The sequence below is a fragment of the Streptomyces sp. NPDC002403 genome, assembly GCF_053593015.1.
Map to the genome: position 1 here is coordinate 166,690 of NZ_JBSFBQ010000005.1, position 12,710 is coordinate 179,399.

Annotated in this window: 10 protein-coding genes and 2 tRNA genes; 4 read left to right on the forward strand and 8 right to left on the reverse strand. The window is 70.4% G+C overall.

Annotated elements, in window-relative coordinates; translation table 11 throughout:
- Window positions 1-22: 22 nt before the first annotated feature.
- The 3 genes from ACWCPY_RS08690 to ACWCPY_RS08700 form a co-directional block, all read right to left on the reverse strand.
- On the reverse strand, window positions 23-628 hold the full coding sequence (locus ACWCPY_RS08690) for an ATP-dependent Clp protease proteolytic subunit (RefSeq protein ID WP_177328013.1): 606 nt from the start codon (window positions 626-628) through the stop codon (window positions 23-25).
- Window positions 629-893: 265 nt separating this feature from the next.
- Window positions 894-2,291: a trigger factor gene (tig, locus tag ACWCPY_RS08695; RefSeq protein ID WP_451263615.1), complete on the reverse strand. Its 1,398-nt coding sequence runs from the start codon at window positions 2,289-2,291 to the stop codon at window positions 894-896.
- Between the two features lie 150 nt (window positions 2,292-2,441).
- Window positions 2,442-2,518, reverse strand: a tRNA-Pro gene (locus ACWCPY_RS08700).
- Window positions 2,519-2,683: 165 nt separating this feature from the next.
- On the opposite strand from ACWCPY_RS08700, the gene ACWCPY_RS08705 reads away from it, so the two are divergent.
- Window positions 2,684-2,757, forward strand: a tRNA-Gly gene (locus tag ACWCPY_RS08705).
- Window positions 2,758-2,878: 121 nt separating this feature from the next.
- Here the strand turns inward: ACWCPY_RS08705 and ACWCPY_RS08710 are convergent.
- The gene (locus ACWCPY_RS08710) at window positions 2,879-3,073 is read right to left on the reverse strand and encodes a hypothetical protein (RefSeq protein WP_072483636.1); all 195 of its coding nucleotides are present in this window, start codon (window positions 3,071-3,073) and stop codon (window positions 2,879-2,881) included.
- Window positions 3,074-3,540: 467 nt separating this feature from the next.
- Between ACWCPY_RS08710 and ACWCPY_RS08715 the strand changes: the two genes are divergently transcribed.
- Window positions 3,541-4,692 carry an acyltransferase family protein gene (locus tag ACWCPY_RS08715; protein ID WP_451263616.1) on the forward strand — a complete coding sequence of 384 codons (1,152 nt, stop codon included), beginning with the start codon at window positions 3,541-3,543 and terminating at the stop codon, window positions 4,690-4,692.
- An 18-nt stretch (window positions 4,693-4,710) separates the two neighbouring features.
- On the opposite strand, the gene ACWCPY_RS08720 is transcribed toward ACWCPY_RS08715, so the two are convergent.
- From ACWCPY_RS08720 to ACWCPY_RS08730, 3 genes are read right to left on the reverse strand one after another with little or no spacing between them, the layout of a single operon-like run.
- Window positions 4,711-5,217: an HD domain-containing protein gene (locus ACWCPY_RS08720; protein WP_451263617.1), complete on the reverse strand. Its 507-nt coding sequence runs from the start codon at window positions 5,215-5,217 to the stop codon at window positions 4,711-4,713.
- Window positions 5,218-5,226: 9 nt separating this feature from the next.
- Entirely contained in the window at window positions 5,227-7,701 is a 2,475-nt protein-coding gene (locus tag ACWCPY_RS08725) for an ABC transporter permease (protein WP_451263618.1), read from the reverse strand.
- On the reverse strand, window positions 7,701-8,546 hold the full coding sequence (locus ACWCPY_RS08730; RefSeq protein WP_451263725.1) for an ABC transporter ATP-binding protein: 846 nt from the start codon (window positions 8,544-8,546) through the stop codon (window positions 7,701-7,703). The genes ACWCPY_RS08725 and ACWCPY_RS08730 overlap by 1 nt, the downstream gene beginning before the upstream one ends.
- A 293-nt stretch (window positions 8,547-8,839) precedes the next feature.
- On the opposite strand from ACWCPY_RS08730, the gene ACWCPY_RS08735 reads away from it, so the two are divergent.
- Window positions 8,840-10,036, forward strand: coding sequence for a cation:proton antiporter (locus ACWCPY_RS08735; protein WP_451263726.1), 1,197 nt, complete (start codon window positions 8,840-8,842; stop codon window positions 10,034-10,036).
- A 183-nt stretch (window positions 10,037-10,219) separates the two neighbouring features.
- Here the strand turns inward: ACWCPY_RS08735 and ACWCPY_RS08740 are convergent, their stop codons facing one another.
- Window positions 10,220-11,365: a PP2C family protein-serine/threonine phosphatase gene (locus ACWCPY_RS08740; RefSeq protein WP_451263619.1), complete on the reverse strand. Its 1,146-nt coding sequence runs from the start codon at window positions 11,363-11,365 to the stop codon at window positions 10,220-10,222.
- A 105-nt stretch (window positions 11,366-11,470) separates the two neighbouring features.
- On the opposite strand from ACWCPY_RS08740, the gene ACWCPY_RS08745 reads away from it, so the two are divergent.
- Window positions 11,471-12,703, forward strand: a complete 1,233-nt coding sequence (locus tag ACWCPY_RS08745) for a GNAT family N-acetyltransferase (protein WP_451263620.1) — start codon at window positions 11,471-11,473, stop codon at window positions 12,701-12,703.
- The last annotated feature ends 7 nt before the right edge of the window (window positions 12,704-12,710 follow it).

Here is a 12,710-nt window from a genome sequence, read left to right on the forward strand (position 1 = left end):
GCCGGATCCGGTGGGTACCGGATCAGGCGCCGGTGCCGCCGCCGCCCGGAACGCCCGATGCGATCGTGATGATCTCGTCGATGAGGCCGTACTCCTTGGCCTCCTCCGCGGTGTACCAGCGGTCGCGGTCGCCGTCGCGGATGATCGTCTCGACGGTCTGGCCGGAGTGACGGGCGGTGATCTCCGCCATCCGCTGCTTGGTGCGCAGCAGGTACTGGGCCTGGATCTTGATGTCCGAGGCCGTGCCGCCGATGCCGGCCGAACCCTGGTGCATGAGGATGTCGGTGTTCGGGAGCGCGAAGCGCTTGCCCGCGGTGCCGCCGGTGAGCAGGAACTGGCCCATCGAGGCCGCCATGCCCATACCGATGGTGACCACGTCGTTCGGGATGTACTGCATGGTGTCGTAGACCGCCATGCCGGCCGTCACCGAGCCGCCGGGGCTGTTGATGTAGAGGTAGATGTCCTTCTCGGGCTCCGCGGCGAGGAGGAGCAGCTGCGCGGTGATCTTGTTGGCGATCTCATCGTCCACCTGCTGACCGAGGAAGATGATGCGCTCGCCGAGCAGCCGGCTGTAGACCTGGTCACCGAGGCCTCCACCGAGGGACGGCTCACCGGCGGCGTAGGGCATCAGATTCGTCACGTATCCACCTGCTCGTCTCTGACGGCTCCGGCCGTCTCAGCGTCTTCGTACCGGGTGGGCGGGGACTCCCCTGCCCTTCCTATTCATGGACCCTAACGCGCAGGTGGGACAACGCCATCCCGCTTCCGCAACTGTTCGCTCGGAGCGCAAGCTCCGCAGTCCGCACAAGGGTTGTGGGGCACCGTACGCCATACGACGACGGGCTCCGGACGCAGCGGCGTCCGGAGCCCGTCGTTCGGGTTCAGCGCGAGGCTCAGGCCTCGTTCTTCTCCTCGGCGGCCTCGGCGGCGGCGTCGGTGGTGCCCTCGGCGGCCTCGACTGCCTCGATGGCCTCCTCCTCGTCGTCCTCCAGCTCGACGACCTCACCCTTGGTGTCGACGACCTTGGCGGCCTCGACGACCACGGCCAGCGCCTTGCCGCGGGCGACCTCGCCGACGAGCATCGGCACCTGGCCGCCCTCGACGACGGCCTGGGCGAACTGGTCGGGGCTCATGCCGGAGGAAGCAGCGCGCCGCATGAGGTGCTCGGTGAGCTCCTCCTGGTTGACGTTCAGCTTCTCCTTGTTGACGATCTCGTCCAGGATGAACTGGGTCTTGATGCCCTTGATCGCCTGCTCGGAGGTCTCGGCGTCGAACTCCTCGACCGTCTTGCCCTGGATCTCCAGGTACTTGTCGAGGGTCAGGCCCATCTGACCGAGCTGGTGGTGCTCCAGGTTGTGCTTGCGGGTCTGGACCTCGTCCGCGAGCAGCTTCTCCGGGATCGGGACCTCGGCGAGCTTCAGCAGCTCGTCCAGGACGCGCTCCTGGGCCTGGGTGGCCTGGTCGTACTGCTTGGTGTTCTCGAGGCGCTTGCGGCTGTCGGCCTTCAGCTCGTCGAGGGTGTCGAACTCGCTCGCCATCTGGGCGAACTCGTCGTCCAGTTCGGGGAGCTCACGGGCGGCGACGGCGGAGACCTTGACGGTGACCTCGGCCTCCTTGCCCTCGGCGGAGCCGCCCTTCAGCTCGGAGGTGAAGGTGGCCTCACCACCCGCCTCCAGGCCGGTGACGGCGGCGTCGATGCCGTCGAGGAGCTCGCCGGAACCGATGGTGTACGAGACACCCTCGGCGACGCCGTCCTCCAGGACCTCGCCGTCGACCTTGGCCTGCAGGTCGATCGTCACGACGTCGCCCTCGGCAGCGGCGCGCTCGACCGGGTTGGTGGAGGCGAAGCGCTCGCGGAGCTGCTCCACGGCCTTCTCGATGTCCTCGTCGCTGACCTCGAGGGCGTCGACGGTGACCTCGATGCCGGAGTAGTCCGGAATCTCGATCTCGGGGCGTACGTCAACCTCGGCGGTGAAGGCCAGCAGCTCGCCGTCCTTCAGCTCGGTGATGTCGACCTCGGGCTGGCCGAGGACGTTGAGCTCACCCTCGTTGACGGCCTCGGTGTAGAACTTCGGGAGGGCGTCGTTGACGGCCTCCTCCAGCACCGCACCGCGGCCGAAGCGCTGGTCGATGACCCGGGCAGGGATCTTGCCCTTGCGGAAGCCCTTCACCGTGACCTGCTGGTTGATCTTCTTGTACGCCGCGTCGAGGCTGTCCTTGAGCTCCTCGAAGGGCACCTCGACAGTGAGCCGAACCCGGGTCGGGTTCAGGGTCTCCACGGCGCTCTTCACGGTTCGGTCTCCTTGTGGCTGACTTCTTGGGGTTCTGCTCCGCCGCACGGGTGGCGGCTTCGCGGACCGAGCCCGGTACATCAGACACACGGGCACGCATTTTGCATAGTAACGGCAAGGAGTCGGACTCCCACAATGCGATCTTGCCGGTGGTCGGGGTGGCCGGATTCGAACCGACGACCTTCCGCTCCCAAAGCGGACGCGCTACCAAGCTGCGCCACACCCCGTCGGTGCGACACGTAGGGTACATGCAGTCAGGCAGTGCATCGGCCGCTTTGCGCGGGCGGCACCGAACGCGACACCGGGTGGCCGCAATCGGGTGTGCGGGCAGCGTCCGCGACCCGCTACGATGCTTCACGTGCCGACGGCCTCCGGGCCTGCGGTGCGGCTTTGCGGGCGTAGCTCAATGGTAGAGCCCTAGTCTTCCAAACTAGCTACGCGGGTTCGATTCCCGTCGCCCGCTCCATGCTTGGGCCCGGTCCGGCGAATTCCTCGCCGGACCGGGCCCTTTGCGTTCCGTGTGTGTGGCGCCGCACCGCCCGTGCCGGGCTGCCCGCGCCGGGGCGCGGGCGGCTGGACCGGCCGGTTCAGAAGGAGATCTGGTTGATGGTCTCCGCTATCGAGTTCATGAACCTCTGGATCGACGGCGCCATGCCGGTCGACGCCAGGAAGAAGCCGAAAAGTATCGCGACGATCGCCGGCCCGGGCTTGATCGAGCCTCCCCTGATCAGGACCACCAGGATGATCGCCAACATCAGCACCACAGACAGTGAAATGGCCACGACTGCTCACACCCTCGGTCGGTCCGCCTTGCCGGCCCGGAGAGGTGCGGCCGAGCACTCCTCCGTCCTGTCCATCGTGCCACCAACTCCCCTGTGGTCGCTGCCGCCTGACGGATCGATGCGACGGGATCGCGCCATCCTTGCGCCCCGCGTGCACTCGGGGCGCACGGCTGCACGAGGGGTCGCACAGGGCACCCCACACCTGTGAGTGAACTGTGAATCAGCCATTCGTAATAACTTGCGAATGTGACGGTTTCCATATCCACACACTTCATTCACATGCAATTCCAAGGTTTAAGTGCGATGAAATTCACGCTCCACAACAACCTGCCGATATGCCCCATTTAAGGTGGATGAATCGGTGCATAGCGGGCGGTTGACGGTGGTTTCACTTTCGATTGGGGAGGAGCATGTGATATCCCCGAGCGGTTTTACGAATTCCGATCGAGGCGTCTAAGGTGCATGAGATGTTCCACGCTCCGAACGAATTTCAGAGGGCCCCGCTCCCATCGGCGACCCGGGAGTCGGAGCCCAGACCCCGAGGGACGACCGTCACCGCGGCACCCCCCGCACCGGTGGCGAACAAGCCGTCGGCGGCCGCACCGGCGAAGCGGCGCGACGCCTACTTCGACAACGTCAAATACCTGGCCATCGTGCTCGTCGCGGTGGCGCACTCGTGGGAACCGGTGATGGACGGCAGCCGGACCGCCCGTGCGCTGTACATGGTGGCGTACACCTTTCACATGCCGGCGTTCATCATCGTCTCCGGCTACTTCTCCCGCTCGTTCGACATGTCCGCCGCCAAGGTGAAGCGCCTGATCACCGGCGTCGCCGTGCCCTATGTGGTGTTCGAGACGGCGTATTCCCTGTTCAAGCGGTACGCCGACGACCAGGCCGATCCGTCGATCAGCCTGCTCGACCCCTGGTACCTCACCTGGTTCCTGATCGCGCTGTTCATCTGGCGGATCACCACGCCGCTGTGGCAGGCGCTGCGCCATCCGCTGCCGGTCGCGCTCGTCATCGCCGTGCTCGCCTCCTTCTCCCCGACGATCGGCGACGACCTCGATCTCCAGCGCGTACTGCAGTTCCTGCCGTTCTTCGTGCTGGGGCTCCGGCTGCGGCCCGAGCATTTCCAGCTGGTGCGCCGGCGCGAGGTGCGGATGCTCGCGCTCCCGCTGTTCGCCGGGGCCCTGGCGTTCGCGTACTGGGCGGCGCCGCGGATGCAGCTGGGCTGGTTCTACCGCAGCAACAGCGCGCAGGAGATGGGCGCTCCGTGGTGGTCGGGTGCCGTGATGACCCTGGCCATGTTCGGCTGCGCGCTGCTGCTCACCATCGGGTTCCTGTCCTGGGTGCCGCGCCGCCACATGTGGTTCACGGTCCTCGGTACCGGGACGATCTGCGGCTATCTGCTGCACGGCTTCCTGATCAAGGGAGCCGGATACGCCGGGGTGTTCGACGTCTACGACTGGCTCGCGGCGCCCGTCGGCCTGGTCCTGGTCTCCCTGGTCGCGGCGGTCGCCGTGACGCTGCTGTGCACACCACCGGTCCGCAGGGCGCTGCGCCCGGTGACGGAGCCGGACATGGACTGGGCGTTCCGGCGGGACCCGGCCAGGCTCTGAGCCCCGTCGGCGCGCGGATCAGTCCTTCGCCGTGTTGGCTGGATCCGATTGCTCGGTGGGCGATTGGGCCGGGGTGAGTCCCAGCAGCCCCCGTACCAGCGCATACTTCTCGGTCAGCCGGGTACGGGTCGCCGGTTCCAGCACGGCGAGACGGGCCGGGTCCGTGTTGTGTGCCAGGTCGGACTCCTTGATCAGCAGCGCGCCCGGGGTCTCCAGGATGCGCCGGGTGTACGCACGAAGGTCCTCGCCGTCACGTTTGGTGACGGCGAGGACCATGTCCTTCACCTGCTGCGGCAGCGCGGCGCCGGCCAGCCACCGCTCCGGCAGCGCGTCGTCCTCGACCGCGTCGTGCAGCCAGGCCGCGGCTATCTGTTCCTCGCTGCCGCCCCTGGTCCGTACTCCCTCGGCGACGGCGGCGAGGTGTTCGGTGTACGGACGTCCCGCCTTGTCCCGCTGCTCGGCGTGGGCCTCGCGGGCGATCGCCTCGACTTCGGCCAGGGTCAGGTGTGCGTGCGGCTCGGTCATGGTCCGACTCTACGGACGGGCTTCCGATCTGCGCAGGGCCGCGCGGGCCGGGACCACCATGGCGAGCAGGCCGAGGCCGACGGTCGCGGCGACGAAGCTCCCGTACAGGACCGGCGGGACGTACGGCGACTCGCCGGTCAGGCCCCGCATCATCGGGAAGAGCGTCGCCATGGCGATGCCGGTGCCGAGCGCGGCGCCGGCCACCGTGACCAGCAGCGCCTCCCAGCGGATCATGCCCATGACCTGACTGTGGGTGGAGCCGACCAGGCGCAGCATGGTCAGTTCGCGGCGGCGGTCGAGGACGGTCATCACCAGGGTGTTGACGGCGGCGATCGCGGCGAATCCGCCGAGGACCGCGGCCATGACGGTGTTGGCCCAGGCGTTGAGCTCGCGGTCCTTGTCCTGGGCCGCGGCGTAGCCGGAGGAGTCGGTGACGGTGCCGAGCGCGGTGAGTTTCCGGGCGGCGGCGGGGGTGGCGCGTACCAGGACGTCGGTGGCGTACGGCGAGGTCATGTGGGTCTTCAGGTCGGCCGCGGGGAAGGTGAGGAGGCTGGTGCCGAGGCCTCGTCCGTAGACCGCGACGACCTTCGGGTTCGCCTTGGTGCCGTCCGGCAGCCGCAGGGCGAGCCGGTCGCCGGTGCGCAGGTCCGCCGTGTCGGCGAGGGTGGTGTCGACGGCGACGGTCCCGGGCCTCAGGCCGGTGAGGGAGCCGGTCCTGACGTCGAGGTCCTGGACCTCGGCGAGCTCCTTGCCGGAGCCGATGACGCCCTGGGCGGAGGCACTCTGCAGCTGCACGCCCCCGCCGCCGGGAACCAGGACGGAGCTGCGGAGCAGTCCGACCGCGGTGGAGACGCCGGGGGTGGCGGCGGCCCGTTCGGTCGCGTCGGAGCCGAGTCCCGCCGGGGCGGTGACGATGTGGTCGGCGGTGATCGCGTCGCGCTGCTGGTGTGCGGTCACCCGTTCCTGGCTGGTCTGCATGAAGACGAGCGTCGACGAGAAGGCCATGGCGAGCACGATCGGGGTGATCGCGGAGGCCAGCCGGCGGGAGTTGGTACGGGAGTTGGCGGCGGCCAGTGAGCCCGAGGCGCCGGCGGCGCGCAGCGGGAGGCCGATGACGGTGGCGCAGATCCGGGCGATCAGCGGGCCGAGCAGCCCGACCGCGACCATGAAGAGCATGACGACGCCGAGGGCGGCGTTCGCCGAGTCCTCGCCGGACGAGGAGGCCGCGACTCCGGCGAGGGCCGTGCCGCCGACGAGGGCGGCGATGCCGAGCGGGGTGCGGATCACGCCGAACGGGGCGCGTTCCACGGCCGTCTGGGCGAGGGCGAGTCCCGGCTTCAGCTTGGCGGGTCGCCGTGCGGCGAGGTAGCCGGCGCCCAGCGCGGTGAGCATGGTGGTGGCGGCCGCGATGGTCAGCGGCAGCCAGGAGATGTGCAGGGCGACGCCGTCGAGGACCGCTCCCCGGTCCTGGAGCTGCCCGAACCACCACGTGGCCAGGGCGGCCCCGGGCAGGCAGCCGAGCGCTCCGGCGAGCGGGGCGACGAGCAGGGACTCGGTGGCGATGGTGCGGCGCAGCTGGCGCGGGGTGGCCCCGATGGCTCGCAGCAGGGCGAACTCACGGCTGCGCTGGCCCACGGAGAGGGCGACCGTGCCGGCGGCGGTGAAGACGGCGACCATGGTGGCGACGCCGCCGAAGGAGAGGCCGAGTCCGAGGAGGAGTTCCTTGGTTCCCGCGAGGGCCGGGGCCTCGACGGCGCCCCGGTCGTCACCGGTGTGGACCCGGGCGGTCGCGGTGCGGCCGACGGCCTCGCGGACCTGGCCGGCGAGGGTGTCGGTGGCGGTGCCCCGGTCGGCGAGCACGGCGATGGCGTCGACCCGGCCGGGGTGGCCGGAGAGCTGTACGGCCTGCCGGTCGGCGAACCAGACGGTGGCGTCGGTGGCGGTGGTGCCCGACACCCGGAACTCCCGTACGCCGGCGGGTGTGTCGAGGGTGACGGTGTCGCCGACCCGGCTCCCGGCGCCGGCCGGGACGACGGCCTCGCCGGTCCGGGGGGCAGTACCGGTGACCAGCCGCGTGCCGGTGAGGGCGGTGGAGCCCCAGCCGTGCGCGGTGAGGGGGGTGTTGTCGTGCCGTACGGAGTAGCCGACGTCCCCGACAGCGGTGGCCGCGCCGGGGGCCGAGGCGGCCTTCGCCACCAGGGATTCGGGCAGCCGTGCGGTGTCCGGGAGGAGTACGTCGGTCTCCTCCGCGCTGTCGCCGCTGCCGGACTTCAGATGGATCTTCTGGTCGGCGGCGACCACCACGGGGGCCTTCGCGTAGCGGTCCGCGGGTACGGAGGCGCGCACGCCGCTCTCCGTCAGGATGCCGCAGGCGGAGACGACGGCCGCGGCCAGCAGGAGCGCGACGAAGGTCCCGACGAACGAGGAGGGTTTGAAGCGGACGGCCGCGCGGGCGAGGCCGTTCGGGACGTGCGGGGTGAACATCAGGCTGCTGCTCCTGCGTGGGCGGGGGCGGTGCGCGCGGTCAGCGCGGTCATCCGGGCGGCGATCTGTGCGGCGCCGGCGCGCGGCAGGCTGTCGGCGATCGCGCCGTCGGCGAGGAAGAGCACCTGGTCGGCGTAGGCGGCGGCGGCCGGGTCGTGGGTGACCATGACGACGGTGGCGCCGAGGCCGTCCACCGCGCTGCGGAGCAGGGCGAGGATCTCTGCGGCGGTGGTGGTGTCGAGGGCGCCGGTCGGCTCGTCGGCGAAGATCACATCGGGCCGGGTGACCAGGGCGCGGGCGACGGCGACGCGCTGCTGCTGGCCGCCGGAGAGCTGGCCGGGGCGGCGGGTGCCCTTGTCGCCGAGGCCGACCCGGGTGAGCATCTCGGTGGCTTCGCGGCGGGCGCGGGCGGAGCCGGTGCGCTGTCCGGCCAGGCGCATGGGCAGGACGACGTTCTGTTCGACCGTCAGGGACGGCAGCAGGTTGAAGGCCTGGAAGACGAAGCCGAGGCGGGTGCGGCGCAGTTCGGTGAGCCGGTTCTCGCTCATGCCGGTGATCTCGGTGCCGCCGAGGCGCACGGAGCCCTCGGTGGGGCGGTCGAGTCCGGCCGCGCACTGCAGGAAGGTCGATTTCCCGGAGCCGGACGGTCCCATGACGGCGGTGAAGGTGGAGCGCGGGAGCGCAAGGTCGATGCCCCGCAGCGCGTGGACGACAGAGCCGCCCCGGCCGTACTGCCTGCGGACGCCGCGCAGTTCGACGGCGAGGTCCGAGGGTCCGGACGCCTGGTGGGTGTCCGTCGTGTACTGCCCGTCCTGCGCGCGCTGCCTGGTGCGTCGCAGCCCCATGATGTCCGCCTTCCGTTGCTCATCGGCCGCTTCTTCGACCATGGCTCGAACCTACGGAGCGGGGGCGGGTGCGGAACATGGCGGCTGCTGGCGGATCGGGGGTGGGGGAAACCCCAGGTCCGATCGGGGGGAGGCGGGGCGCGGCGGTCGGAGCACCGGTGTTTCCCAGGTTTTCGCGAGGGGGGACAGTTGCAACGTCAATCGTTCGGTAAACTAATTACTGACGCTTCCTTGACGTTCTCTTGACCAAACGAAGGATCGGGCTCATCGGACACGCAGACACGCTCATCGCCATGGGCGGCGCCTTCCTCGCCGCCGCCGTTCTCGCCCGCGTCGGCAGCCGCATCGGACTGCCGACCATCCCCCTGTTCATCCTGGCCGGAATCCTGCTCGGCCCGCACACGCCCGGCATCGTGCTCGTCGCCGACCCGCACGAGCTGGAGATGCTCTCCGCACTCGGCCTGGTGCTGCTGCTCTTCTACCTCGGCCTCGAATTCCACCTCGACGACCTCAAGGCCGGCGGCCGCAAGATGGCCCTCGCCGGCGGCACCTATCTCGCCCTGAACGTCGGCGCCGGGCTCGGCTTCGGCTTCGCGCTGGGCTGGGGCACCTCCGAGGCGCTCGTGCTCGCCGGGGTGCTGGGCATCTCGTCGTCGGCCATCGTCACCAAGGTCCTGGTCGACCTGGGCCGCATCGGCAATCCGGAGACCAAGCCGATCCTCGGCATCATCGTGGTCGAGGACGTCTTCCTCGCCCTCTACCTGGCCGCCCTCCAGCCCATCCTGTCGGGCGCCGACAGCCTCTCCGCCGCGGCGGTCGACGGCGGCAAGGCCTTCGGCTTCCTGCTGCTGCTCGCGCTGGCCGCCCGGTTCGGCACCAGGGTCGTCGGCAAGCTGATCAACACCCGTGACGACGAACTCCTCGTCATCTCCTTCCTCGGCGCCGCGGTCTTCGTGGCGGGCGTCTCGGAGTGGTTCGGGGTCGCGGACGCGATCGGCGCGTTCATGGTCGGCCTGATGCTCGGCAGCACGACCTCCGGCGAGCGCATCCTCAAGCTGGTCCACCCGCTGCGGGACGCCTTCGGCGCGATCTTCTTCTTCGCCTTCGGGCTCTCGATCGACCCGGGCGACCTGCCGACCGTGCTGTGGCCGGTGCTGGCCGCCGTCGCGGTGACCCTGGCCATGAACGTCCTCGCCGGGCTCGCCGCCGCGAAGGTGTACGGCTTCGGCCCGCAGGCCACGGCGAACATCTCCACCACGCTGGTGGCGCGCGGCGAGTTCGCCCTGATCCTCGCCACGATGGCGGCGGCCGCGGGGCTGGACGAGCGGCTCTCCCCGTTCATCGCGGGCTATGTGCTCCTGCTCGCGGTCCTCGCACCACTGGCGGCCGGGCGCTCGCACTGGCTGGCCCGCGTCCTGCCGGGCGGCCGGGGCCGGGGTGAGGACAGTGACAGCGACGACGGGGCCGGAAAACTCGCGGTCCCGGCCTGAGCCGGCACCCGCGGCGTTCCGGGTACGGGAACGGTCCCAGGGTCTTTCGTCCGGCGCGGGCCCTGCCTCGTCCGAACAAGAGGCCCCCGGGCCCTCCCCGTACCCGGACAGATCGCTGTCCACGTTCCGGTGACGGGGCGACAGCTGTTGACTCGTGCCCGGTTCGAGCCGTTTGCGTATGGTTCAGGATGTGCGCGACAACAGCAGCAGCGCCCGGTCGTCGTTGACGTCCTTGGCGCACGCCTCGATCAGGTGCCAGGCCGCGCCCTCGAAGCCGGTGGCGACATAGCGGTCGGCCTCGCCGGTCAGCCGGTCGATGCCTTCCGCGATGTCGCGGTCCGACGCCTCGACCAGGCCGTCCGTGAACAGCATCAGCACGTCGCCGGGGGCCAGCGAGCCCTTCACGGCGTCGAACTGCGCCCCGTCGTAGACCCCCAGCAGCGGTCCCTCGGCCACCTTCTCCTCCCACTGGCCGCTGCCCGAGTGGAGCTGGAGGGCGGGCGGGTGTCCGGCCGACAGGAGTTCGTAGTCGCCCGATTCGAGGTCCAGGACCAGATGGATCGAGGTGGCGAACCCCTCGTCCCAGTCCTGGCGCAGCAGATAGCCGTTGGCCGCGGGCAGGAAGCCGTGCGGGGGCAGCGAGCCGAGGAGGCCGCCGAAGGCCCCGGACAGCAGGAGGGCGCGGGAGCCCGCGTCCATGCCCTTGCCGGAGACGTCGGTGAGCACGGCCTCCAGAGTCCGGCCGCCGTTGGTGCGGGCGGCGACGACGAAGTCCCCGGAGAAGGACTGCCCGCCCGCCGGGCGCAGCGCCATCTCGCGGTGCCAGCCCTGCGGCAGCCTGGGCAGGGCGCTCTGCACCCGGATGCGTTCGCGCAGGTCGAAGAGCATGGTGCCGCCGCGCCGCCACGGCACGCCCACCCTGGCCCGGAACTGGGCGAGGACCAGCCCGAAGAAGCCGCAGGCCGCGACCACCAGGACGATTCCGGGGGTCACCCGGGCCGGGCCGTCGTCGTACGGGCCCAGTCCGATCGACTCCACGATCAGGGCCGTGGCAGCGGTCGCGTACAGGCCCAGCAGGCTGGCCGGGCGCAGCAGCAGGCCCCCCGCGACGATCGGCAGGACGAGCGCGGCCGGTGAGCACCACATCGGGTAGAAGAGCGTGGCGCAGGTGATGGCGGGAATGGTCAGCAGCAGGCCGACCAGCGCGATCCAGTCCGAGCCGTCGCCGCGGAAGTAGTCGACACCGGATTTGCGCAGCGCGATGCGTGCCCGGTGCGCCGATTTCCGCAATCGGGCCGGGTACGAGTCTGCTCCTGTGCGACGGGCCATTGCCGGGACTTTATCCACCCGGCCGCCCGAGGTGCAGGGGGACCCCATGACAATGCGTTCGAAATCGGGTCGCCCGGCTGCCTCACCCCCTGGTAGGCATGGCCCATGACTACTGAGCTTCGCGTACTGCGTCCGTCCGAATGGAACCGATGGTTCGAGTGTCTGGAGCTGGCGTTCGGCGGGGCCCCGGAGACTCCCGAGGAGCGCGAGCTGTTCGAGCAGCTGACCGAGCACGAGCGGTCGCTCGGGATCTGGGACGGCGACGACGTGGTCGGCACGGCGGGGGCGTTCAGCTTCCGGGTCGCGGTGCCGGGCGGGGCGCTGGTGCCCGCCGCCGCGATCACGATGGTGAGCGTCGCCTCCACGCACCGCAGGCGCGGGCTGCTGACCTCGATGATGCGGCGGCAGCTGGACGACATCCGCGCGACGGGCGAGCCGTTCGCCGTACTGACGGCTTCGGAACCGGTGATCTACGGCCGGTTCGGCTACGGCGCCGCCTCGAAGCAGATGTCCCTGACGATCGAGAAGGACCGGATCCGGCTGGACGTGCCGCCGGGCACGGACGAGGTGCGGTTGCGCCACGCGAAGCCGGACGAGGCGATGGCTGCGTGCGAGGGCGTGTACGAGCAGCTGGTCTCCGGCCGCCCCGGCGTCCCGGCCCACGGGCCCGGCTGGGAGCGCAAGCCCATGATCGACCCGGTCGCGAGCCGGCAGGGCTCCTCGGCGCAGCAGTGCGTGCTGGCGGAGCGGGACGGGAAGATCGTCGGCAATGTGACGTACCACATCAAGCCGGAGTGGGAGCCGGCCGGCCCCAAGGGCACCGTCGTGGTCAACGACCTGGCCGCGCTGGACCCGACGGCGTACGCGGCGCTGTGGCGGTTCGTCTTCGACATCGACCTGATGACGACGATCGTGGCCCGCAACCGGCCGGTCGACGACGCGGTGCTGCACCTGGTGTCGGACGTGCGGCGGTGCAACATCCGGGTCCGCGATTCGCTCCATGTGCGTCTGGTGGAGCTGGGGGCGGCGCTGGAGGCCCGGACGTACCGGGGTCCGCTGGACGTGGTGTTCGAGGTGGAGGACGCGTTCTGCCCCTGGAACGCGGGGCGTTGGCGGCTCACCGCCGACGAGAAGGGCGTCGCGTCGTGCCGGCGTACCGAAGACCCGGCCGATCTCGCGCTCTCGGTACGGGAGTTGGGCTCCGCCTATCTGGGCGGGGAGTCGCTGAGCTCGCTGGGTCTGGCCGGGCGGGTACGGGAGCTGCGGGCGGGCGCGCTGGCGGAGACGTCGTCGGCGTTCCTGTCGGACACGGCCCCGTGGCTGCCCCGGGGGTTCTAGGGAGTCC

Bases quoted from the DNA above. Each gene is read 5' to 3' on its own strand.
- ACWCPY_RS08690 (WP_177328013.1), bottom strand. From the start codon at position 628: ATGCCCTACGCCGCCGGTGAGCCGTCCCTCGGTGGAGGCCTCGGTGAC.
- ACWCPY_RS08715 (WP_451263616.1), top strand. From the start codon at position 3,541: ATGTTCCACGCTCCGAACGAATTTCAGAGGGCCCCGCTCCCATCGGCG.
- ACWCPY_RS08720 (WP_451263617.1), bottom strand. From the start codon at position 5,217: ATGACCGAGCCGCACGCACACCTGACCCTGGCCGAAGTCGAGGCGATC.
- ACWCPY_RS08725 (WP_451263618.1), bottom strand. From the start codon at position 7,701: ATGTTCACCCCGCACGTCCCGAACGGCCTCGCCCGCGCGGCCGTCCGC.
- ACWCPY_RS08730 (WP_451263725.1), bottom strand. From the start codon at position 8,546: ATGGGGCTGCGACGCACCAGGCAGCGCGCGCAGGACGGGCAGTACACG.
- ACWCPY_RS08735 (WP_451263726.1), top strand. From the start codon at position 8,840: ATGGGCGGCGCCTTCCTCGCCGCCGCCGTTCTCGCCCGCGTCGGCAGC.
- ACWCPY_RS08740 (WP_451263619.1), bottom strand. From the start codon at position 11,365: ATGGCCCGTCGCACAGGAGCAGACTCGTACCCGGCCCGATTGCGGAAA.
- ACWCPY_RS08745 (WP_451263620.1), top strand. From the start codon at position 11,471: ATGACTACTGAGCTTCGCGTACTGCGTCCGTCCGAATGGAACCGATGG.